The 22,872-nt window shown below is 71.2% G+C and carries 19 protein-coding genes; 15 read left to right on the forward strand and 4 right to left on the reverse strand.

Going from position 1 to position 22,872, the window contains the following annotated elements; translation table 11 throughout:
• Positions 1–21 precede the first annotated feature (21 nt).
• The 5 genes from ABZV94_RS14505 (at position 22) to ABZV94_RS14525 (ending at position 4,756) form a co-directional block, all read left to right on the forward strand.
• Complete coding sequence (locus ABZV94_RS14505; RefSeq protein ID WP_356340631.1) at positions 22–1,083, forward strand: iron-containing alcohol dehydrogenase family protein; 1,062 nt, start codon at positions 22–24, stop codon at positions 1,081–1,083.
• Between the two features lie 188 nt (positions 1,084–1,271).
• Positions 1,272–1,592, forward strand: coding sequence for a 50S ribosomal protein L21 (gene rplU / locus ABZV94_RS14510; RefSeq protein WP_028422127.1), 321 nt, complete (start codon positions 1,272–1,274; stop codon positions 1,590–1,592).
• Between the two features lie 14 nt (positions 1,593–1,606).
• Entirely contained in the window at positions 1,607–1,861 is a 255-nt protein-coding gene (rpmA, locus tag ABZV94_RS14515) for a 50S ribosomal protein L27 (protein WP_030605064.1), read from the forward strand.
• Between the two features lie 117 nt (positions 1,862–1,978).
• The gene (obgE, locus tag ABZV94_RS14520; protein WP_356340596.1) at positions 1,979–3,424 is read left to right on the forward strand and encodes a GTPase ObgE; all 1,446 of its coding nucleotides are present in this window, start codon (positions 1,979–1,981) and stop codon (positions 3,422–3,424) included.
• Positions 3,425–3,652: 228 nt separating this feature from the next.
• Complete coding sequence (locus ABZV94_RS14525; RefSeq protein ID WP_356340597.1) at positions 3,653–4,756, forward strand: glycosyltransferase; 1,104 nt, start codon at positions 3,653–3,655, stop codon at positions 4,754–4,756.
• 79 nt (positions 4,757–4,835) lie between these two features.
• On the opposite strand, the gene ABZV94_RS14530 is transcribed toward ABZV94_RS14525, so the two are convergent.
• Together ABZV94_RS14530 and ABZV94_RS14535 are read right to left on the reverse strand one after the other, a co-directional pair.
• Positions 4,836–8,399 (reverse strand): CDP-glycerol glycerophosphotransferase family protein, encoded by a 3,564-nt coding sequence (locus tag ABZV94_RS14530; protein WP_356340598.1) that lies wholly within the window; start codon positions 8,397–8,399, stop codon positions 4,836–4,838.
• A gap of 24 nt (positions 8,400–8,423) precedes the next feature.
• Entirely contained in the window at positions 8,424–10,655 is a 2,232-nt protein-coding gene (locus ABZV94_RS14535) for a bifunctional glycosyltransferase family 2 protein/CDP-glycerol:glycerophosphate glycerophosphotransferase (protein WP_356340599.1), read from the reverse strand.
• A gap of 332 nt (positions 10,656–10,987) precedes the next feature.
• On the opposite strand from ABZV94_RS14535, the gene galE reads away from it, so the two are divergent.
• Complete coding sequence (gene galE, locus ABZV94_RS14540; protein ID WP_356340600.1) at positions 10,988–11,959, forward strand: UDP-glucose 4-epimerase GalE; 972 nt, start codon at positions 10,988–10,990, stop codon at positions 11,957–11,959.
• A gap of 87 nt (positions 11,960–12,046) precedes the next feature.
• On the opposite strand, the gene ABZV94_RS14545 is transcribed toward galE, so the two are convergent.
• The gene (locus ABZV94_RS14545) at positions 12,047–12,775 is read right to left on the reverse strand and encodes a hypothetical protein (protein WP_356340601.1); all 729 of its coding nucleotides are present in this window, start codon (positions 12,773–12,775) and stop codon (positions 12,047–12,049) included.
• A 435-nt stretch (positions 12,776–13,210) separates the two neighbouring features.
• Here ABZV94_RS14545 and proB point away from each other — a divergent pair, with 435 nt between their 5' ends.
• The 5 genes from proB (at position 13,211) to ABZV94_RS14570 (ending at position 18,443) form a co-directional block, all read left to right on the forward strand.
• Positions 13,211–14,317, forward strand: a complete 1,107-nt coding sequence (proB, locus tag ABZV94_RS14550) for a glutamate 5-kinase (protein WP_356340632.1) — start codon at positions 13,211–13,213, stop codon at positions 14,315–14,317.
• Positions 14,318–14,530: 213 nt separating this feature from the next.
• Positions 14,531–14,956: a hypothetical protein gene (locus ABZV94_RS14555; protein WP_356340602.1), complete on the forward strand. Its 426-nt coding sequence runs from the start codon at positions 14,531–14,533 to the stop codon at positions 14,954–14,956.
• Between the two features lie 324 nt (positions 14,957–15,280).
• Complete coding sequence (locus ABZV94_RS14560; protein ID WP_356340603.1) at positions 15,281–16,567, forward strand: glutamate-5-semialdehyde dehydrogenase; 1,287 nt, start codon at positions 15,281–15,283, stop codon at positions 16,565–16,567.
• A gap of 117 nt (positions 16,568–16,684) precedes the next feature.
• Positions 16,685–17,284 (forward strand): hypothetical protein, encoded by a 600-nt coding sequence (locus ABZV94_RS14565; RefSeq protein WP_356340604.1) that lies wholly within the window; start codon positions 16,685–16,687, stop codon positions 17,282–17,284.
• A gap of 88 nt (positions 17,285–17,372) precedes the next feature.
• Positions 17,373–18,443 (forward strand): hypothetical protein, encoded by a 1,071-nt coding sequence (locus tag ABZV94_RS14570; RefSeq protein ID WP_356340605.1) that lies wholly within the window; start codon positions 17,373–17,375, stop codon positions 18,441–18,443.
• 137 nt (positions 18,444–18,580) lie between these two features.
• On the opposite strand, the gene ABZV94_RS14575 is transcribed toward ABZV94_RS14570, so the two are convergent.
• Complete coding sequence (locus ABZV94_RS14575) at positions 18,581–19,666, reverse strand: M48 family metallopeptidase (RefSeq protein WP_356340606.1); 1,086 nt, start codon at positions 19,664–19,666, stop codon at positions 18,581–18,583.
• A gap of 103 nt (positions 19,667–19,769) precedes the next feature.
• On the opposite strand from ABZV94_RS14575, the gene ABZV94_RS14580 reads away from it, so the two are divergent.
• The 4 genes from ABZV94_RS14580 to ABZV94_RS14595 all read left to right on the forward strand — a co-directional run bounded on the left by ABZV94_RS14580 (position 19,770) and on the right by ABZV94_RS14595 (position 22,780).
• Positions 19,770–19,934 (forward strand): hypothetical protein, encoded by a 165-nt coding sequence (locus ABZV94_RS14580; protein ID WP_132783503.1) that lies wholly within the window; start codon positions 19,770–19,772, stop codon positions 19,932–19,934.
• Positions 19,935–20,101: 167 nt separating this feature from the next.
• Positions 20,102–20,266: a hypothetical protein gene (locus ABZV94_RS14585; RefSeq protein WP_356340607.1), complete on the forward strand. Its 165-nt coding sequence runs from the start codon at positions 20,102–20,104 to the stop codon at positions 20,264–20,266.
• 56 nt (positions 20,267–20,322) lie between these two features.
• A complete protein-coding gene (nadD, locus tag ABZV94_RS14590) occupies positions 20,323–21,009 on the forward strand; it encodes a nicotinate-nucleotide adenylyltransferase (RefSeq protein WP_356340608.1) in 687 nt (228 codons plus the stop codon).
• 16 nt (positions 21,010–21,025) lie between these two features.
• Entirely contained in the window at positions 21,026–22,780 is a 1,755-nt protein-coding gene (locus ABZV94_RS14595) for a LytR C-terminal domain-containing protein (RefSeq protein ID WP_356340609.1), read from the forward strand.
• The last annotated feature ends 92 nt before the right edge of the window (positions 22,781–22,872 follow it).

Below are 22,872 nucleotides of genomic sequence, written 5' to 3' on the forward strand. Positions count from 1 at the left end.
CGCCCGCGGACGGGTGATCGCGTGCCAGTACTGACCCGGCTCATTCCCTCGCCGGTCGTCGTCGACATCCGCGCGGGTGCCCTCGACGACCTGGCGAGTGTGCTCGCCGATCAGCGGATCTCGCACTCCGGGCGGCTCGCCGTCGCCGTCAGCGGCGGCTCCGGGGCCCGGCTGCGCGAGCGCCTGGCGCCCTCGCTGCCCGGCGCGGTCTGGTACGAGGTGGGCGGCGGCACCCTGGACGACGCGGTCCGGCTGGCCGACGAGATGAAGTCGGGCCACTACGACGCGGTGGTGGGCCTCGGCGGCGGCAAGGTCATCGACTGCGCGAAGTACTCCGCGGCGCGCGTCGGTCTGCCCATGGTCGCCGTCGCCACCAACCTCTCCCACGACGGGATCTGCTCGCCCGTCTCCATCCTGGACAACGACGCCGGCCGCGGTTCCTACGGGGTACCGACCCCCATCGCCCTCCTCATCGATCTGGACGTCATCCGCGAGGCGCCGATGCGGTTCGTGCGGTCCGGCATCGGTGACGCCCTGTCCAACATCTCCGCGGTCGCGGACTGGGAGCTGGCCAACCGCGTCAACGGCGAGAAGATAGACGGCCTGGCCGCCGCCATGGCACGCCAGGCGGGCGAGGCCGTGCTGCGGCACCCGGGCGGATGCGGCGAGGACGAGTTCCTGACCGTGCTGTCCGAGGGGCTGGTGCTGTCGGGCATCGCCATGTCGATCGCCGGGCACACCCGCCCGTCCTCCGGCGCCTGCCACGAGATCAGTCACGCGCTCGACCTGCTCTACCCCAGGCGGGCGGCGAGCCACGGCGAGCAGGTGGGACTGGGCGCCGCCTTCGCCACGCACCTGCGGGGCGACACCGAGCGCGCCCTGCTGATGGCCGAGACGCTCCGCCGGCACGGCCTGCCGGTGGTGGCGGAGGAGATCGGGTTCGACGACGACGAGTTCGTCCGCGCCGTGGAGTACGCGCCGCAGACCCGGCCCGGCCGGTACACGATCCTGGAGCACCTGGAGCTGTCCCCGGAGGGCATCCGGAAGGCGTACGCCGCCTACGTGGCAGCGGTCGCCGGCTGAGCCGGAGCCCGGTTTGACCCCTACGGTCCGGGCCCGTAACCTTGACCGTCGGCGTGTCCACTGAACACGCCACATCCCCGTAAACCTCTTCCTCCCGGGCACACGGTTGGCCGGGAGAGGTCGTCCGTGGTTTTCCCGGGCGACTGGCCTGCGGGGGTGCCGTTTCTTCGAGCGAAAGTGAGATCCGCGTGTACGCCATCGTGCGCAGCGGTGGTCGCCAGCACAAGGTTGCTGTCGGCGACATCGTTGAGGTTGACAAGATTTCCACTGCCAAGGTTGGCGACACGGTCGAGCTCTCGACCCTGCTCGTTGTCGACGGCGACTCCGTGACCAGCGACCCGTGGGTGCTGGCCGGCATCAAGGTCCAGGCCGAGGTCGTGGACCACCACAAGGGCCAGAAGATCGACATTCTGCGCTACAAGAACAAGACCGGCTACCGCCGTCGGCAGGGCCACCGCCAGCAGTACACGGCGATCAAGGTCACGTCGATCCCCACGGCTGCGAAGTAAGGGACTGAGGAGAAATGGCACACAAGAAGGGCGCATCGTCCACCCGGAACGGTCGCGACTCCAATGCCCAGCGGCTCGGCGTGAAGCGCTTCGGCGGTCAGGTCGTGAGCGCGGGTGAGATCCTGGTCCGCCAGCGCGGCACCCACTTCCACCCCGGCGCCGGTGTCGGCCGCGGCGGCGACGACACGCTGTTCGCCCTCCAGGCCGGTGCGGTGGAGTTCGGTACCCACCGCGGCCGCAAGGTCGTGAACATCGTTCCGGTCGCCTGAGTCGGCTGATCGGAAGCTTTCGCGAGGCGGACCTCACTTCCCGGTCGGGAAGGCGGGTCCGCCTTTCGCGTGTTAACCCAAGACACACCCGTACGTTCCTTCTGGAGGCACCGAACCATGACCACCTTCGTGGACCGCGTCGAACTGCACGTCGCCGCGGGTAACGGAGGCCACGGCTGTGCCTCCGTCCACCGTGAGAAGTTCAAGCCGCTCGGCGGCCCCGACGGCGGCAACGGCGGCCGGGGCGGTGACGTCATCCTGACCGTCGACCAGTCGGTCACGACGCTGCTCGACTACCACCACTCCCCGCACCGCAAGGCCACCAACGGCAAGCCCGGCGAGGGCGGCAACCGCTCCGGCAAGGACGGCCAGGACCTGATCCTGCCCGTGCCGGACGGCACGGTCGTCCTGGACAAGGCGGGCAACGTGCTCGCCGACCTCGTCGGCCACGGCACCTCGTACATCGCCGCGCAGGGCGGCCGGGGCGGCCTCGGCAACGCGGCGCTGGCCTCCGCCCGCCGCAAGGCGCCCGGCTTCGCGCTGCTCGGCGAGCCCGGCGACGTACAGGACATCGTCCTGGAGCTGAAGACCGTCGCGGACGTGGCCCTCGTCGGCTATCCGAGCGCCGGCAAGTCCTCGCTGATCTCCGTGCTGAGCGCGGCCAAGCCGAAGATCGCCGACTACCCGTTCACCACGCTCGTCCCCAACCTGGGCGTGGTCACCGCCGGTTCCACCGTCTACACCATCGCCGACGTGCCCGGCCTCATTCCCGGCGCAAGCCAGGGCCGCGGCCTCGGCCTGGAGTTCCTGCGGCACGTGGAGCGGTGCAGCGTGCTGGTGCACGTGCTGGACACCGCGACCCTGGAGTCCGACCGCGACCCCGCCTCCGACCTCGACGTCATCGAGGAGGAGCTGCGGCAGTACGGCGGTCTCGACAACCGGCCCCGGATCGTCGTCCTGAACAAGGTCGACGTGCCCGACGGCAAGGACCTCGCCGAGATGGTCCGCCCCGACCTGGAGGCCCGCGGCTACCGCGTCTTCGAGGTGTCGGCCGTGGCGCACATCGGGCTGCGGGAGCTGTCCTTCGCCCTCGGTGAGCTGGTCGCCACCGCGCGTGCCGCCAAGCCGAAGGAGGAGGCGACCCGGATCGTCATCCGGCCCAAGGCCGTGGACGACGCGGGCTTCACCGTCACCCGTGAGGAGGCCGGCGGCGAGCCCCTGTTCCGGGTGCGCGGCGAGAAGCCCGAACGCTGGGTCCGCCAGACCGACTTCAACAACGACGAGGCCGTCGGCTACCTCGCCGACCGGCTCAACCGCCTCGGTGTGGAGGAGGAGTTGATGAAGGCGGGCGCCCGGGCGGGTGACGGCGTCGCCATCGGTCCGGAGGAGAACGCGGTCGTCTTCGACTGGGAGCCGACGGCCATGGCCGGCGCCGAGATGCTCGGCCGCCGCGGCGAGGACCACCGCTTCGACGCGCCCCGGCCCGCGGCCCAGCGCCGCAGGGACCGGCAGGCCGAACGGGACGACTCCCAGCGGGAGTTCGACGACTTCGAGCCCTTCTAGGCGAGCCGCTCCGGGCGCGGACGAGCGGCGCTTCGGCTGTTACAGCACCTTTACACAACGTCGCGCCGATCGTCGTACGGGTGACATCGAGCTGACGCGTGGGTGGCGTACGGTGAAATGACCGTTGCGGACGGGGAGCGGGTGACCGCGCTCCCCGCCGCCTGCACGTCGTTTTCCGTGGGGGGAAACCATATGGGCTCCGCGCCCGCCAGCAGTCCTGTCGTGTCCGTGATCATTCCTGTCTACAACGCCGTCGAGCACCTGCCGGAGTGCCTGGAGTCCATCGCCGGGCAGTCGATCGGCTTCGAGCGGATCGAGATCGTCGCCGTGGACGACGGCTCCACCGACGGCAGCGGAGACCTGCTCGACACCTGGGCCGAGCGCCACCCCGGCCGGGTCCGGGTCGTGCACCAGGACAACTCCGGTGCGCCGGGCGGCCCCCGCAACCGGGCCATCGGGATGGCCCGGGGCGAGTTCCTGTTCTTCGCCGACCCCGACGACTACCTGGGCACCGAGGCGCTGGAACGCCTGGTCGCCGCCGCCGAGCGCAACGACTCCGACGTGGTGCTGGGCAAGATCAAGGGGGTGGGGCGCAAGGCCCCGGTCACGCCGTTCCGGGAGAACGTCGACGGGGGCGACATCTTCACCTCCAAGGGCGTCTGGTCCCTCACCGCGCACAAGCTGTTCCGCCGCTCGCTGGTCGAGGAACACGGACTGCGGTTCGCGGAGGGCATACGCCTGGCCGAGGAACAGGTCTTCGTCGTGCCCGCCTACCTGCACGCGCGGTCGATCTCCGTCGTGTCCGACTACGACTGCTACTACCTGGTCCGCCGCGACGACTTCCCGCACCTGACGCGGGAGGTCCCGGACCCCGCGCCCTTCTACGCCAACGTCCGTGACGTACTGAGCATCGTGGCGGCGCACGTCCCGCCCGGCGCCCGGCGCAACAAGCTGCTGTACCGCTGGCTCACCCTGGAGATCCTCGGCCGCTTCGACGGGCGCTTCGCCGACCTGCCCGAGGAAACCCGCGCCCTGCACGTGAAGCTGGCGGGGGACCTGTTGCGCGCGTACATGCCGCAGACACTCGTGGACCAGCTGCCGCCGCTGTCCCGGCTGCGCTGCCTGCTGATCTCCCAGGGGCTCGTCGAGGAGCTCACCGCCCTCACCACGCTGGTCCCCCGGCCGGAGCCGAAGCCGCGGCAGCCGCCCGCGCCCGCCGCCGCGCCGAGCCGGCCGGCGTCTCCGCCGAGCCGGCGGCTCGGCCGCTACGCCCCCGCCCGCGTGCTCAAGGGCGTCAATCGCCGCCTGCGCCGCCTGCGCCGTCGGCCTTGACCGGCCGCCGTCCTCCCCGACGGCACAGGGCGGGGCCCGGAGGATCGACCTCCGGGCCCCGCCCTGTTCTCGTGCTCGCTCAGAGCTCCTTGGCCTGCTCCAGCATCCGGTTCACGACCCGCTCCGAGGCGTGGCCGTCGTCCAGGTCGCAGAACAGGTGGTGGAAGCGGTCGAAGCGGTCCTGGTACTCGGCGGACACGTGGTCGATGTCCAGGAGCGCGTCGATCAGCTCCTTCGACGTGAAGACCAGCGGGCCGGGCGAGTCCTGCTCGAAGTCGAAGTAGAAGCCGCGCAGGGTGTCCCGGTAGTGCTCCAGGTCGTAGGTGAAGAAGAGCATCGGCCGCTTCAGGTGGGCGTAGTCGAACATGACCGACGAGTAGTCCGTGATCATGATGTCGGCCGCCAGGTACAGCTCGGCGATGTCCGGGTACTCGGAGACGTCCCACACGAAGCCGTTGCCGGCCCCCGGCACCGCGTCCACCACGTTGGAGTGGCGGCGGATGAGCAGGACGTGGTCGTCACCCAGACGCCGCTGCGCGTCCTCGATGTCGATGCGCAGGTCGAACTTGAACTGGCCCTGGCTGTGCGCCTGGTCGTCCCGCCAGGTCGGCGCGTACAGCACGACCTTCTTGCCCTTCGGCAGGCCGAGCTGCTTCTTCACCCGCTCCGCGATGGCGTCCTTGTCCGGCGAGTACAGGTAGTCGTTGCGCGGGTAGCCCGCCTCCAGGATCTCCCCGTCGTAGGAGAACGCGCGCTTCAGGATCGGCGTGCTGAACCGGTTGGAGGACACCACCAGGCTCCACTGCTTCGCCTCCAGCGCCAGCTTCTCCTGGTAGCGGCGGTCGAAGTGCAGCGTGTCGATGTCGTGGCCGATCTTCTTCAGCATCGTGCCGTGCCAGGTCTGGACGATGACCTGGCCGGGGCGCCGCTCGATCCAGTCCGGCAGGTGGCCGTTGGTGACGATGTAGCGGCTGGAGGCCAGCGCCTCGTACCACTCGCGGCCCCACATGCGGACCCGCTCCACGCCCTCCGGCAGGAGGACCTGGCCGTCGCGCACGGCCCACAGGTGCTTCAGCTTCGAGCCGCGGGCGACCAGCTCCTCGTACATCGCCCGCGGGCTGTCGGAGAACTGCTTGCCGTTGTAGCTGAGGTAGAAGACCTGGTCCTTCAGGGGCTGCCGCCGCAGCGGCGCGTACACCTCCTCGCGCAGCTGCCGCTGGCGGTACGGGCCGCGCTCCAGGTCGTCCAGCTCCGAACGGCAGTTCAGCTGGGGGAAGTCGGCCCAGCGGTTCTCCAGCCAGTAACGGCGGCCGCCCAGTTCGGCACGGAGCGGGAACTGCGCCGCCGCGAGGCGGTCGGTGACGAACGGTACGTCGGGACCCTCACCGTCGGCCGGGCGCAGGAAGAGGTTCCAGCGGCCCGCGCGCAGCGGCACGTTGCCGTTGCCGCCGAGCGTGGAGGGGTCGAAGGCGACCTCGAAACGGCCGTCCTCGAACCAGCGCGGCTCCACGAAGCGCTCCTCGAACCGGGCCCGGGGCTTGAGCAGCAGCCGGGAGCCGGTCAGCCGGGCGTCGGTGCGTGCGCTGATGGTGATCAGGCCGTTCTCCAGGCTGACCCGGTCGATCACGGCCCGCCGGGTGCGGCCGGCCAGCTTGAGGTACCCGTTGTGCCCGCCGATCACGGCCAGTTCGCACTGGTCGGCCTGGTCGCCCAGCGAGGCCGGCAGGTCGTAGCGCCCGTCGGGCAGGCCCTCCTGGAGGACCGTGCTGAACTGGCGCTCGGTGCCCTTGGGGTCCGTGGCCACCAGCACGGTGGACCAGACGCGCTTCTCGGGCCGGGCCAGGGCGTCGACGCCCTCGTGGAAGACCAGCGCCACGTCGGCCACCGGGACCTCGACCGAGAACCGGTGCTTGCCGCCCTCCTCGGTCACGTCGACCGGGTACTCGTGGACCTCGGCGCCCTTCTGGTTCTTCACCCGCAGCGCGACGCGCTCGCCGGCGTGCAGGGGGACCCGGATGTCGCCGGTCACCCGCAGCCGGTCGCCCTCCATGCTCCAGCCGGTGATCAGCGCGCGGACCTTCTCGACACGCAGCTTGAGCGCACCGCGCTCGACCGACGGCAGCATCCGGTAGTCGGCGTCCAGCCAGCGGTACGGCGGGAAGTTGCAGGCGGCACCGCCGCTGGACTGCACGGCGGCGCGGCGCACCAGGCCGGAGGCGTACAGGCCGAGGCCGACGTGCCACAGGCCCTCCTGCCACTCACCGCCCTTGCGCAGCTTCGCCGGGTCGATGGTGACCTCCCAGCCGGCCCAGTCGTAGTTGTACCGGTCCTGGCCGGAGTCGGTGGTGCGCTCGGGGCTCTCCACGTTCCGGGTGGGCAGCACGGTGCGGCGGCGGGACTTGTCCTTGCGCAGCTGGAGGACCTTGACCGACGAGCGCTTCGAGGGCAGGTCGATCTTGTCGATCCAGGCGTGCCCGGCCAGCACGAGCCTGCCCTCGGACCAGCGGACGTCCTGGAGCGGGGCGCGCATGCGCAGGTCACGGTCGATGCGCAGGGCCTTGCGCGGGACGTCCAGGTCGGCGTCGGCCAGGGCCGGGAAGGAGGCGTACTTGCGGACCAGGCCGGTGACCTCGATGGCCTCCTTGCGCCGCTGGGAGGCCAGCAGGGTGATCAGCTCGTCGAGCTGGTGCTTGCGGACCAGCAGCCACTGCACGCGCAGGTGCGTCGGCAGCGCCATGACGACCTTGGGGTCGATGTGGTCCAGGAAGCGGTTGGCCGAGCGCAGGAACTCGGCGCGGTACTCCTCGTCGCCGTCGGGCACCACGTTGAGGAACAGCCGCAGGTCGTCCATGAGGACGCGGGTGTCGTACTCCTGCTTGAGGCGGGCGAAGGTCTCACCGGGCTGCCGGGCCAGGAAGTCGCTGATCTCCAGGACGGAGGTGACGCGGTCGCGCACACCGGCCGGGTCGGTGCGGCGCTGCGTGATGGAGGGGGCGGACTCGCCCTCGCGCAGCCGCCAGTAGTAGCAGGGCTCGGAGATGACGTCGACGGCCTCGGCGAGGTAGTGCGCCCGCATGGTGACGGGCGTGTCCTCGTACAGGCGGCCCTCGGGGAAGGCGAAGCCGTGTTTCTCCCAGAACGTCCGGCGGAACACCTTGTTGCAGGCGATCCGGTCGGCGACGAGCTTGGCGTACTGGGAGATGTGGGTGCGCTGGCGTGCCTCGCCCGCGAGCATCCGCATCAGCGGGACCTGCCAGGTCTTCTCGCCCCTGAGGTGGAAGACGTTGCCGGTGGCGAAGTCGGAGCCGGTCTCGTCGAGGCTGCTCACCATCAGGCGGTAGGCGTCCGGCGGGACGAGGTCGTCGCTGTCGACGAACGTCACGAACTCGGCCTCGGGGGACAGGTGGGCGAGGCCGGTGTTGCGGGCGGCCCCCAGCCCTCCGTTCTCCTTGCGTATCAGCCGGAACCGCGGGTCGCGCTCCGCGTAGGTCTCGGCTATCGCCGCCGAGTTGTCGGGGGAGCCGTCGTCCACCATGAGGACCTCGAAGTCCTCGAACGTCTGCGCCGCCAGCGAGTCGAGACAGGCCGGCAGATAGTGCTCGACGTCGTACATGGGGACGATGACACTGAGCCGAGGGGCCATGCTTGTCGATCTCCTTCTCGGGGGTCAGGCCCGCTCGACGGCTGCGAGCGCCTGGGCGGGGGCCGGTGCGTGGGAACGCTCTGCGAACGGCACGAAGGGCAGCGGCTCCGTCTCGCCGAGGAAGACGCGGCGCACCACGCGCTCGGCGGCACGTCCGTCGTCGAACTCGCAGAACCGACGGCGGAAGGCGTCGCGGCGCGCGGCCGCGTCCTGCCCGCGGTACTCGTCCGATCCGAGCAGGTGGATCAGTTCGGCCTGCGAGGTGGCCACCGCGCCCGGCGACTCCTGGAGCAGGTTGAAGTAGGTGCCGCGCACGGCGGAGTAGATGTCCCAGTCGGGCGCGTAGATGATGATCGGCCGGTCCAGGACGGCGTAGTCGAACATCGCGGAGGAGTAGTCCGTGATCAGCGCGTCGGCGGCCAGATACAGCTCCTCCACCCGGGGGTGCCCCGACACGTCGACGATCCGCCCGCTGCGGCGCAGCTCCGCCACGTGGGCCGAGCCGCCGTAGAAGTAGTGGCCGCGCACCAGCAGGGTCACGTCCGGCCCCAGCTCGTCGGCGAGGCGGGCGAGGTCGAGGCTCGGCACGAAGCCGGGCTGGTACTCGCGGTGCGTGGGCATGTACAGGAACGCCCGGGTGCCGTCGGCGAGTCCGAGTGCCGCGCGGGCCCGGCGCACGTCCTCCGCCGTGCCGTTGACGAGGACGTCGTTGCGGGGGTAGCCGGTCTCCAGCGAGACGTAGGAGCACGGGTAGACCCGCTCCCAGACGGCGGTGGAGAAGCGGTTGGAGCTGACGCTGAAGTCCCAGCGGTCGCAGCGCTCCAGGAGCTTGTCGAAGTCCATGTCCGTCGAGGCGGGGTACTTGCGCTGGTCGAGGCCCATGGTCTTCAGCGGGGTGCCGTGGTGGGTCTGGAGGTGGATCTGGCCCTCGCGCTTGACCACGCTGTCGGCGAAGTTCACGTTGTTGACCAGGTACTTGGCCCGGGCGAGCGCGGCCCAGTACTCCTTGGAGCCGACCCGGACGCAACTGACGCCCTCGGGCACCCGGTCCACCGCGTCCGGCCGGATCGCCCAGACCCGGCGCACGTGCGGCGCGAGCCGGGCCAGTTCGGCGTCGATGGCGGCCGGGTTGCAGGAGACGCTGCGGCTCCAGTAGGCGGAGAAGAGCGCCAGGTTCTCGTCCAGCGGCAGCCGGAGCTGCGACTGGTAGTAGACGCCCATCGCGCTGCGCTTGGACCGGTTGACGGCCGTACGGGTGCGGGTCCTGACCGCCTTGCGGAGCTTCACGGCGGCGGTGGCACCGGCCATCGCGGCGTACGCGTCCTTCTCCAGCATCGCGTACTTGTGGCCGCGGCCGCCGCCCGGCCGCTGGAAGCCCTGAGGGACCCGCGCGCGGTAGTCGGCGGAGGCGCGGTGGAAGAACTCGGCCCGCGCGTCGGCCGGCAGCCGGTCGGGCCGGTCCAGGATGGTCAGGAAGTGGTCGACCATCTTGCGGAACAGCGGTTCGCGCCACTGGGCGAACTCGGGGTGGGCGTCGAGGTAGTCGAAGACGCGGCGGTACTGGTCGAAGACGTCGAAGTGCTTGCGGCTGACCGTCTTGAGGATGTTGCCGCCCTCGCGGCGCTGGCGGTACATCACGCAGACCCGGTTCAGCACCGCGATGCGCTCGGCGCTGATCATGGAGCAGAACGTCCAGGGGGCGTCCTCGTAGTAGCCGGGCGGGAAGGTCAGCTCGTGGCGGAGGACGAAGTCCCGGCGGTAGGCCTTGTTCCAGACGATCTGCAGGAGGTCCAGCAGCTTCGGCCGCTCGGCGAGGGGGAAGGCCTCCGGCCCGTCGGGCTGGAGCAGCTCGGCGCGCTGGTTGGGCCGGACCCGGCCGTCCCAGTAACTGCGGGCGTAGTCGTAGACGAGGATCTCGGGGTCCCCGGCGGCTTCCAGCCGGTCGGCTATCGCCCGCAGCGCGCCCTCGGTCAGAGTGTCGTCACTGTCCAGGAAAAGTACGTAATCGCCCTGAACTTTCTCCATGCCCGCATTGCGCGCACGCCCCAGTCCCACGTTCTCCGTGAGGTGAATCACGTGAACACGCGCGTCCCGCTGCGCGTATTCGTCGAGAATGGCGCCCGAACCGTCCGGCGAGCAGTCGTCGACCGCAATGACCTCGAAGTCCGTGTAGTCCTGCCCGAGCACCGAGTCCAGGCACTCGGTGAGGTAGCCCTGCACCTTGTAGACAGGGATGACGAGAGAGAGTCTGGGCATCCTTACAACCTGTTCCGAGACTGATCACGAGAGCGTGGGCCGAGGCCAGAGCACGCTCCGCCCGCCGGCGGCGCAGCGCGCCGTCGCATCAGAGTAAAGGATTCACTTGATGTTTCCGTGAGCAAGGTAGCGGGGCGGTCGGGGCGTGGAACAGCCACGGAGGCCGGACCTTTACGTGCTCGGAACATTGTCCCACCCGGACCGGCGGTGCATCTCACCCCGCCTCACCGCGCTGGGTTTTTGCCGCAGTTGTCCGAAATTACCCGACTCGATTTTCCGTAATCCATGAACGAGTCTGCTCTCCTACCGACACAGACCGAGGAGGCACGGGAATGAGCTGGCTGGTCACGGGCGGCGCCGGGTACATCGGTGCGCATGTGGTGCGCGCCATGACGGAGAACGGCGAGCACGTGGTCGTCTACGACGACCTGTCGACCGGCAGCGCCGACCGGGTGCCCTCCGACGTCCCGCTCGTCGTCGGCAGCGTGCTGGACCAGGCCCTCCTGGAGCGGACGATTCGTGACCATGCCGTGACGGGTGTGGTGCACATCGCCGCCAAGAAGCAGGTCGGGGAGTCGGTGGAGCGGCCCCTCCACTACTACCGCGAGAACGTCACCGGTCTGCAGACCCTGCTGGAGGCGATGGCGGCCACCGGAGTCGGCCGGATCGTCTTCTCCTCGTCCGCCGCCGTCTACGGCATGCCGGACGTCGACCTCGTGACCGAGGACACCCCCTGCGTCCCGATGAGCCCCTACGGCGAGACGAAGCTGATCGGCGAGTGGCTGATCGCCGCCGCGGCCAGGGCGCACGGCATCCGGGCCGTGTCCCTGCGCTACTTCAACGTGGCCGGTGCCGCCGCCCCGGAGCTGTCCGACACGGGTGTCTTCAACCTCATCCCCATGGTGTTCGAGCGGCTGGAGGCCGGCGAGGCGCCGCGGATCTTCGGCGACGACTACGCCACCCCGGACGGCACCTGTGTACGTGACTACATTCACGTGCAGGACATCGCCTCGGCCCACCGGGCCGCCGCCGAGCGTCTGCGGGACGCCCCGGAGGGGACCTCGCTCGTCCTCAACATCGGCCGGGGCGAGGGCAGCTCGGTCCGGCAGATGGTGGACCGCATCCTAAAGGTGACCGGCAACGAGCGGCTGACGCCCGAGGTGACCGACCGCCGCCCCGGAGACCCGGCGAGGGTGGTCGCGTCGGCGGACCGCATCCACGCGGAACTCGGCTGGAGTGCCCGTCTCGGCCTGGACGACATGATCGAGTCCGCCTGGCTGGGGTGGCGTCACCGGCACGCCTGAGCGGACTGCCGCGCGGAGCCGGGCGCCGGCCGCGGCCCGGCTCCCCCGCCCGCCCAGGGCGCGGACCGGCCGCGCCCTGATGTCCCGTCAGGCCTTCAGCTCGGCCCTGTCACCCATCACCACGACCGGGTGCAGCCGGGGGTCGAGCGTGCGCAGCAGGTACCGCATCGCCGACTCGGACTGGCTCACACACGCCGAGGTGCCGCTGCCGTGGTCCATGTGCAGCCAGATGCTGCCGCCCTTCGACTGGCCCTGCGGCCGGGTCGGGTCGTTGGGCGCGGTGCCCTTGACGCGGTTGTAGTCGATGGCGATGACGTAGTCGAAGTCGTGCCAGTACGCCTTCTTCCAGTAGTGGGGCGCCTGGAAGGCCGCGGACCGGGTGTACGGCAGCTTGGTCCCCGGCGCGGCGAGGACGCCGCCCGCGTCGCTGAGCGTGAACACTCCCACGGGGCTGCGCAGATCGCCCTCGTGATGGTTCGTCGTCCAGCCCTTCCGCCCGTTGTGCGCCGGCCAGGAGCGTTCCTGCTTCCAGGTGGTGCCGTGCCTGGTGAAGAGGGCGACGGTGGAGTCGGGGGAGTTCTTGCCCGCGCCGTACACCGCGACCACCTGGCGGGAGCCGGACGGTACCCGCCGCCACAGCCGGTCCCCGATGCCGGGTACGCGCTCGAGGGCCGTCTTCCGCGGCTGCGTGTCGTCGGAACGGTCCCGCGCGGCGGCCGTGCCGTGGTCCGAAGTACCGCACGCCGCGGCCGACATCACCAGCAGTCCACCGAGGGCCCCGCCCAACACCGCCCGTATCGAACCTCTTTTACGCATGGGGTCCATGGTCGCAGACCCCCGCGAACGCGGCCGTACCGCCCTGTCCGCGAGCGGAGCGGTACGGCCGCGGACCGGAGCGGGGGGGGGTGTCCGGCCTCGGTTCTGGGCGACGTCGGCGAGGGTGGTCGGCCGGCGGCCTTCCTCTTCGGCGTCCCCGTCACCCGTCGCCCCGTGTCGTCCCCGACCGGTATCGAGCTTCCGCCCGCCCGCGACACCTGACCTCTCCGAGGTGAAGCCGTCCGAGACGGGTCCGGTACGCCGAGGCCGTCTCGCCGGGGCGGCGCCGGCGGGTCCCGGCTCGCGACTGTCCGGCGGTTGGGCAGCGCGGGCACGCCGCGCCCCGTTTCCCGTAGATTGAGGACGCCGGGAAGCACGGTGCCGGAACGTGCGCGTGAAGGAGACGGACCGCAGGTGGCAAGGGCAAGGCAGGCGGTGGGCGAGGCCCGCAGGATCGTCGTCAAGGTGGGCTCCTCCTCGCTGACCACCGCCGCGGGCGGCCTGGACGCCGACCGCGTCGACGCGCTGGTGGACGTCCTCGCGAAGATCCGCAGCGGTGGCGAGAAGGAGATCGTGCTGGTCTCCTCCGGCGCCATCGCCGCCGGGCTGTCCCCGCTCGGGCTGCGCCGCCGCCCCAAGGACCTCGCGCGCCAGCAGGCCGCCGCCAGCGTCGGCCAGGGGCTGCTCGTCGCCCGCTACACCGCCTCCTTCGCCCGCTACGGCGTCCGCGTCGGCCAAGTCCTCCTCACCAGCGACGACATGAGCCGCCGCGCCCACCACCGCAACGCCTCCCGCACCCTCGACCAGCTGCTCGCGATGGGTGCCTTCCCGATCGTCAACGAGAACGACACCGTCGCCACCGACGAGATCCGCTTCGGCGACAACGACCGCCTCGCCGCCCTCGTCGCCCACCTCGTCCACGCCGACCTGCTGGTCCTCCTCTCCGACGTGGACGGCGTCTACGACGGCGACCCCAGCAAACCCGGCACCTCCCGGATAGCGGAGGTGAAGGGGCCGGAGGACCTCGCCGGCGTGGAGATCGGCAGCGCGGGCAAGGCCGGCGTCGGCACCGGCGGGATGGTCACCAAGGTGGAGGCCGCCCGGATCGCCGCCGCCGCAGGCATCCCCGTGGTGCTGACCAGCGCCGTCCACGCGGCCGAGGCCCTGGCCGGCGGCGACACCGGCACCTACTTCCACCCCACCGGCAGGCGCTCCGCCGAGCGGCTGCTCTGGCTCCAGCACGCCTCCACCCCGCAGGGCGCCCTGGTCCTGGACGACGGCGCGGTGGACGCGGTCGTCAAGCGGCGCACGTCGCTGCTGCCCGCCGGGATCGCCGCCGTCGAGGGCGAGTTCAGCGCGGGCGACCCGGTCGAGCTGCGGGACGCCAGGGGCCGGGCGGTGGCCCGGGGGCTCGTCAACTTCGACGCCAAGGAGATCCCCCGGCTGATCGGGCGTTCGACCCGCGAGCTGGCACGCGAGCTGGGCCCGGCGTACGAACGCGAGGTCGTACACAGGGACGACCTGGTTCTCCTGCACACCTGAAGCTCGCAGAACCGCTCGTAAAACGGGGCGTACGGAACGACCCCGGTGGGGGACGTTCCGTAAAACCACCACGCGGAGCGCTGCGGCCTGCTCAACTTTGTCTGGGGGACGTGTTGAAGGGACGGGCTCCGTCAAGGGGCCGAGCGAGTCATACGGGCATGCGGACCGTGCCAGCCATGCGAGCCATGTGAGCCATGCGTGAAGGAGGCCGTCGTGAGACGAGTGCGCCCGGGGGCGGCGTCCCGCGGTGCTCTGACGAGCGTCGCGGCCGGGGACACCTATGAGGAGCCCAAGGACCTGCCCAGGCTGTGGCACGTCACCCTCAGCGTCTCCGGGGAGAAGGTCCCCCTGCCCGAGCTGCGGCGGGCCCTGGAACAGCTCGCCCACGACCACCCCTTCCTGCTGACCAGCAGATACGCGACCGACCACGCCGAGATCCGGTACTGGGAAGAGGCCCGCGACCTGCACGACGCCGCCGCCGTGGCACTGCGCCTGTGGGGCGAGCACCGGCAGAGTGCCGGCCTGCCGCCCTGGGAGATCGTCGGCCTGGAGGTCATCGACCGCGAGACCTACCACCTCCGCATCGCCGAGGGCTACGGCCCCGCCCCGGCGACACCGGTGGGGGTGCATCCGTTCTGAGCGGGGCCGGGCGGGCTCGGACCGCGGGGCCGCCCCGGTGAGCGGGTGCCGGGCGGGTGAGTGGGTGCCGGGCGGGTGCGCGGTGGGACGGTCGCTGGGCCGGAGCGATCGGGCGCCCGGTGGGGCGGGTGCCGGGCCGGAGTGAGCGGATGCCGGGTGGGTGCTCGGATGCGGGGCGGGTGCTCGGTGTCGCAGTGAGCGGTCCGCTGTCCCGGAGCCCGCGGGCCGGCCGTTCCCCGGCTCACGGCGGTTCACCCCTTTTGGGGTGTCTCGGGGTGTGGGACGACCGCTGAACCGCCGCGCCCCGCGCACTACCCTTCCCTCATGACCACGCTCTCGCCGTACGACTCGATGTCCCCGGTCACCCAGGCCGCCTACCGGGCCAAGGCCGCCGCCGCCGACCTCGCGCCGCTCCCGCGCGCCGTGAAGGACGACGCGCTGCTCGCCATCGCCGACGCCCTGGAGGTCCGGACCGCCGAGATCGTCGAGGCCAACGGCAAGGACGTGGCCAAGGCCCGGGAGAACGGCACCAGCGAGGCCATCGTCGACCGGCTCACGCTCACCCCGGAGCGGGTCCGCGCCATCGCCTCCGACGTCCGTGACGTCGCCAAGCTGCCCGACCCGGTCGGCGAGGTCGTCCGCGGCTCCACCCTCCCCAACGGCATCGACCTGCGCCAGGTCCGCGTCCCGCTCGGCGTCGTCGGCATCATCTACGAGGCACGCCCGAACGTCACCGTGGACGCCGCCGCCCTCTGCCTGAAGTCCGGCAACGCCGTCCTGCTGCGCGGCTCGGCCTCCGCCTACGAGTCCAACACCGCACTCGTCCGGGTGATCCGCGACGCCGTCGGCGGCGCCGGGCTGCCCGCCGACGCCGTCCAGCTCGTGCCCGGCGAGAGCCGCGACTCCGTCCGCGAGCTGATGCGCGCCCGCGGCCTGGTCGACGTCCTCATCCCGCGCGGCGGCGCCTCCCTGATCCGGACCGTGGTCAACGAGTCCACCGTCCCCGTGATCGAGACCGGCACCGGCAACTGCCACGTGTACGTCGACGCCCAGGCCGACATCGACATGGCCGTCGAGATCCTGATCAACTCCAAGGCCCAGCGGGTCAGCGTCTGCAACGCCGCCGAGACCCTCCTCGTCCACCAGGACATCGCCCCCGAGTTCCTGCCGCGCGCCCTGGACGCCCTCGCCGAGGCCGGCGTCACCGTCCACGCGGACGAGCGGGTCATGGCCTACGCCAAGGACTCCAAGGCCACCGTGGTCGAGGCGACCGCCGAGGACTGGGAGACGGAGTACCTGTCGTACGACATCGCCGCCGCGGTGGTGGATTCCCTGGACAAGGCCGTCGAGCACATCCGGCTGTGGACCTCCGGCCACACCGAGGCCATCGTCACGACCTCCCAGCAGGCCGCCCGCCGCTTCACCCAGCTGGTCGACTCCACCACCGTCGCCGTGAACGCCTCCACCCGCTTCACCGACGGCGGCCAGTTCGGTTTCGGCGCCGAGATCGGCATCTCCACCCAGAAGCTGCACGCCCGAGGCCCGATGGGCCTGCCGGAGCTGACCAGCACCAAGTACATCGTCACCGGCGACGGCCACGTCCGCCGCTGAGATTCACCCGTCCGGCCGCGGGCCCGCCCCTCCCGGGCGCCGTCCCGCGGACCGTCCCGCGGTCCGGCTGAAAAGGCGTCTCACCAGGCAGACGAATTTCCGTACCGTCTGCCCAAATTGATCCCCCAGGTCTACTCTGGAATCGTGCCGGAGGACGTGGGGGGCACGCCGTTCCCTGACGGCTGGGAGCCCGACGACGACCACGACCACGGGGTGTCGGACGAAGAGTTCGCCTCCGTGGTGTTCGACGAGGCCTTCGTGCGGGCGGCCACCTTCCACGAGCCGACCGCCGTCGAACGTCTCCTGGCCGCGGCCCAGGCCAGAGCCGAGGCCTCCGAGGCGGAGGCCCGCCGCGCCCGCGCCCGGGGCGAGCGCTACGACGACGGCTACGGCCCCGACAGCGCCGCATTCGGTCAAGATCACGACGATGACGAGCTGGACGACGCCTACGTCCTCGGCGACCGCCGCGGACCCTTCGGCGCCTACGGCAAGCAGGTCCGCTGGCACCGGCCCGTGGCCTGGGTCCTCGCCGTCGTGATGGGCATCGGCATGGTCGCCCTGGCCTTCGCCGCCGTGTACCGGGGGAGCTCCTCGGGCACCCGCGACCGCGTTCCCGCCCCCGCCTCCACCGGCCTGGAACAGGGCGGCGCGTCCGCCCCCGGCTCCGCCACCGACCACTCCCGGCCGGCCGTCTCGGCCATCCCGCCCGCACCCTGACCACCCCGCCCACGCTTGGTGAGAACCTGTCAGAAGTTGTCGGGCGGCGGGGCGTTTACCCGGGGCTCACGAGACCTACCCTGAAGGTATGGGCGGGCCTGGAGACCCACCGGAGGGGACACCCGAGGGCGGCCCCGGCGGTGCGGAGGACGAATACCGATCCGTCGTCTTCGACGAGTCGTTTGTCCGCGCTGCCCGCCTCCAGGAGTTCTCCGCCGAGGAGCGGATGGCCGACCACGCCCCCGCCGTCCGCCGCCGCCCGCCCCTGCACCGGGGCCTCACCCGGCAGGCCCTCGTCCTCGTCCTGCTGATCGCCGTCGCCTTCGCCACCGCGATCTACCTGGGTGTCCGCCACCCCTACGGCTCACCGCAGAGCCGGCGGCCCGTGGAGGCCCTGAGGATGACCGTCATCCCGCTCGCCCCCCAGGGCAGGGTGCCCGGCGCCCCGGACCCCGAGAGGCTGTACGCGCACAGCCCCGCCGCCCCGTACGAGGCCGGCGCCGAGGGCATACCCCTGCCGGCCTCGCGCGGCACCGCCCACTTCTCCGACAGCCAGGTGGTGGCCGCCCTCACCACCGCCAAGGACTACATCGTCCGCTCCTCGCTCTACCCCGAGGTGCTCACCGGCCGCGAGGTCCGGCCCGCCCGGTCCCTGATCGACCCCGACCAGCTCGACCAGTTCGACCAGAGCTTCGACCACCCGGCGGCGGACGGCCGGCACGCGGCCACCGGCTGGGTCGTCCGCATCGACCCCGCCCGGGCCCAGCTGGCCGACGACCGGATCCGCGTCTTCGGCAGCCTGCACGCCGCCGAGACCGACCCGGCGACACTGGAGGTCACCGCCGACCACACCTTCGTCTACGCCCTGCGCCCCACCGGCGCCGCCGCCGACGCCCCCGCCTCCCTCTTCACGGTCCGCCGCGAGGTGACCTTCCACTTCGACCGTGACGACCTGCGCACCCACCAGGTCCAGCTGGTCATGTCCTACGTCCAGGCGGGCCCCCTCGCCTGCGCCGAGGACACCTCGGCCTACCTCCGCCCCCTGCTGGCCGGTCAGACGGCCCGGTCGGGCAGCCCCGCGGGCACCAATCCCTACGAGACGGACAGTGCCACGTCCCTGTGCGGAACGCTGGCCCCCGAGGCCCAGCCGAAGGTGTGAGGGGCGCGCAGCGGGAGCGAGCCGTGAGCGGCGCCCGACGGGGCCGGCGGTGTGCGGAAGGCGGAGGGGAAACGGCACCGGAGGCAGCGGCTCCCCCCGGACGGACCCGACGGTCGCTCCCCGCTCCCGGTCCCGCGCTACTCCTCGCCGCCGCCCGCAGTGTCCCCCTTGGCCGACGGCGGGCTCCGGAAGCCGTCGAAGCCCCGCCGGACCCGGCCGCCCAGGTCGCCCGCGCCTCCCGCGAGGTCCGTGACCAGCTTCATCAGCGGGTCCTTGGAGGTCTTCACATCGCTCGCGTAGCTGGCCGCCGACTCCCGGAAGGAGTCGCCGACGGAGGCGTCCCCGTCCTCGCTGCGCCGCGGGTAGTGGCCGTCCATGATCCGCTGGTAGTCCCGGGACTCGGCCCACTTCTTCAGCTCGGCGGCCCGCACGGTGGTGAACGGGTGCGAGCGAGGCAGCACGTTCAGGATCTTCAGCACCGAGTCGCGCAGATCGCCGCCGGAGTCGTACTCCTCGGCCTGCTCCAGGAACGCGTCCACGTTCATCTCGTGCAGGTGGTTGCCGCCCGCGATCTTCATCAGCCCCCGCATCGACGCCCGGACGTCCTGGCCCACCAGCAGGCCCGCCCGGTCGGCGGACAGCTCCGACTTGCGGAACCACTCCCGCAGCGCCGTGATGATCGCCATGACCGCCAGATTGCCCAGCGGGATCCACGCCACCTTGAGCGCGAGGCTGGTCAGGAACAGCAGGACGGTGCGGTACACCGAGTGCCCGGACAGCGCGTGCCCCACCTCGTGCCCGACGACCGCCCGCATCTCCTCCTCGTCGAGCAGCTCCACCAGACCCGTGCTGACCACGATGATCGGCTCGTCGAGGCCGATGCACATCGCGGTCGGCTGCGGGTCCTGCGTGACGTACATCGGCGGGACCTTCTCAAGGTCCAGGATGTAACAGGCGTCCAGCAACATGTCGTGCAGATGGGAGAACTGCCGCTCGGAGACCCGCACCGAGTCGGACAGGAACAGCAGCCTGAGACTCCGCTCCGGCAGCAGCCCGCTGAGCGCCTTGAAGACGGTGTCGAACCCGCTCAGCTTGCGCAGCGCGACGAGCGCCGAGCGGTCGGCCGGGTGCTCGTAGGCGCGCGTGGAGATCCCGGGGAAGCGCCTGCGCTGCCTGCTCGGCACCCGCTCGTGCCCGGTGTGCTGCCGGCCGTCGTCGGACATGTCTTCCCCCATGTGCGTGTGAGTGCCCACTGTGCCCCCGAGGCGGAGCCCAGCCTAGGCGGAGATACCTTGGACGGGCAGTACACCCGAAGGAGTCCACGCCATGGAGCACCACCCCGCAGCCGCCTGGCTGACCGAGGCCGCCACGAGCGCCGTCCAGCAGCACGGGTCAGGAAATCTGCTCCGCGTCGTACTGATCGTGATGGTCCTCGGCTGTGTACTGACCGCCTGGTTCCTGCTGCGCGGCTACAAGCGGAAGGACGACTGAGGAGCGGCGAAGGTTCCCCGTCGCCGGATCTTGACCGCTGCCCGCCGCCCGCGAGCCGCAGGCGCCGTCCGGTGCCAACGGCGGAGTCGGCGTGATCGCCGCACGGCCGCCCGCTTACGATGAGCCGACATCTTTATTCCGCCCACACGCGATAGGTCCTGCCGAAGATGAGCTTCCACAGCGCAGCTGCCCAGTTGGTCACCCTTGCCGCCGAGGGCGAGCAGCACGGCGGAAACCACAACAGCCTGAACCCGGCCGTCACCGGCGGCGGCGCCCTGTTCATCCTGCTCCTGCTGCTGTGGATCACCACGCGCTTCAACCGCGACCGCTGAGCGGGGAACCCGTCCCCGGCCGGACGTCCGAGGCCGGGCCGGTAGGGTCTGCACGCATGGGAGAGCAGGACATGCCTACCGGTCCGGCGCACGAGACCGCCGACGACACGGTGAAGCACCCGCAGCACGGACCGGGCAACGGCCCCGCCCACACCGGCAAGCGGCGCCTCGGCGTCATGGGCGGAACGTTCGACCCGATCCACCACGGGCACCTCGTGGCGGCCAGCGAGGTCGCCGCGCAGTTCCACCTGGACGAGGTGGTGTTCGTCCCCACCGGCCAGCCGTGGCAGAAGTCCCACCGCAAGGTCTCCCCGGCCGAGGACCGCTACCTGATGACGGTCATCGCGACCGCCGAGAACCCGCAGTTCTCCGTCAGCCGCATCGACATCGACCGCGGCGGCCCCACCTACACCGTCGACACCCTGCGCGACCTGCGGGCCCTCAACCCCGACACCGACCTGTTCTTCATCACCGGCGCCGATGCCCTCGCCCAATTGCTGACCTGGCGCGACTCGGAGGAGCTGTTCTCCCTCGCGCACTTCATCGGCGTCACCCGACCCGGCCACCACCTGACCGACCCCGGCCTGCCGGAAGGCGGGGTCTCGCTCGTCGAGGTGCCCGCGCTCGCCATCTCGTCCACAGACTGCCGTGCGAGAGTCGCCAAGGGAGACCCCATCTGGTACATGGTGCCGGACGGAGTCGTGCGCTACATCGACAAGCGCGAGCTGTACCGCGGCGAGTGAGCCGAGAGGGGCACCGGTGAACGACCGATACGACGCGGGTGACGCAGGCTACGGTGGCGGCCCGTACGAAGTCGTCGGCTACGACGAGTACGGCCGACCCGTGTACGGGCAGGTCCCGGCACAGCCGGCTCCACAGTCCCAGCAGGCGACCTACGACCCGTACGCCCAGCAGCAGGGCTACGGCTACGACCCCTACGCCACCGGCCGGCAGCCGCAGCCGCCCTCCTACGGCTCCGTCCAACAGCCGCAGGCCTACGACCCCTACGGCACCCAGGCCCCCTACGACCCGTACGCCACCGGCACCCAGGACGCCACGGGCTACGACCCCTACGGGCAGGCGGCGAACAGCGGACAGCAGCCCCGGGTCGCCGAGCAGACCGCCTACATCCCGCAGCAGGCGGGCCCCGCGGAGGACACCCGAGTCCCGGACGACACCCGGATCCCGCAGGACACCCGGACGCCGGGGGAGAACGACGCCCCCATGGGGGAACGGGACTACCGCACCGAGCAGTTCGCCTTCGTCGAGGAGCCGGACGGCGACTCCGAGGACGTCATCGACTGGCTGAAGTTCACCGAGAACCGCACCGAGCGCCGCGAGGAGGCCCGCCGCCGCGCGCGCAGCCGGATCATCGCCCTTCTCGTCGTCCTCGCCCTCGTCGCGGTCGGCGGTGTCGGCTACCTCTGGTTCGCCGGAAAACTGCCCGGACTCTCCTCGTCCGACGGCAAGGCCGGCACCGCCACGCCGGTCGCCGCCCAGAAGCGCGACGTGATCGTCGTCCACCTGCACAACACCGGCAAGAGCGGCACCTCCACGGCGCTGCTGGTCGACAACACCACCACCAAGCAGGGCACCACGGTCCTGCTGCCCAACTCCCTCGCGCTGACCGACGACGACGGCTCCACCACGACCCTCGCCAAGTCGGTGGACGACGACGGCGCCTCCGGCACCCGCGACCAGCTCGACACGGTCCTCGGCACCAGCATCCAGGGCACCTGGCGCCTCGACACCCCCTACCTGCAGAACCTCGTCGAACTCGTCGGCAACATCGAGATCGACACCAACACCGACGTGCCCGACCCGGACACCAAGAAGAAGGGCACCGCGCCGCTCGTCCACAAGGGCCAGGACCAGACCCTCAGCGGCAAGATGGCCGTCGCCTACGCCACCTACCGCGCCGCCGGCGAGTCCCAGAACGCCCAGCTGGAGCGGTTCGGGCAGGTCATCCAGGGCGTCCTGCGCAAGCTGTCCTCCGACCCGTCGTCCGCCACCACCACCGTGCAGACGCTCGCCCAGATCCTGGACCCGCCGCTCACCGACAAGGACCTCGGCGGCTTCCTCGCCAAGCTCGCCGACCTCGCCAAGAGCGGCGACTACAAGACCGCCCTGCTGCCCGTGCAGTCCGACGGCACCCTCACCGCGCAGACCAGCGACAGCGTGGTGAAGGACATCCTCGGCGGCACCGCCAAGAGCCCCGACGCCGGCTCCACGGTCCGGGTCTCCGTCCAGAACGCCACCGGGGTGAAGGACGACACGGAGAAGGCGCGCGTCGTGCTCCTGAACGGCGGTTTCACCTTCCTGGAGGGCGGCACCGCCTCCGGCACCCAGACCGCCTCGAAGGTGCTCTACGCGGACGCCGCCGACAAGGCGAACGCCACCGAGGTCGCCAAGACCCTCGGGCTGCCCGCCGGCTCCGTGGCCAAGGGCAGCGTCTCCTCCGGCGCCGACGTCTCGGTGATCCTGGGCAGCGACTACAAGCCGTCCTCCTCCTGACCCGGGCCGCCTCCGAAAGGGAGCGCCCGAGGGGGCACCCCACGTGATGCCGTAATCACGTGGGGTGCGCCGGGCGGTCCGTGAGACCCTTG

The sequence above is a fragment of the Streptomyces sp. NPDC004658 genome, from assembly GCF_040609555.1.
Lineage (GTDB): Bacteria > Actinomycetota > Actinomycetes > Streptomycetales > Streptomycetaceae > Streptomyces.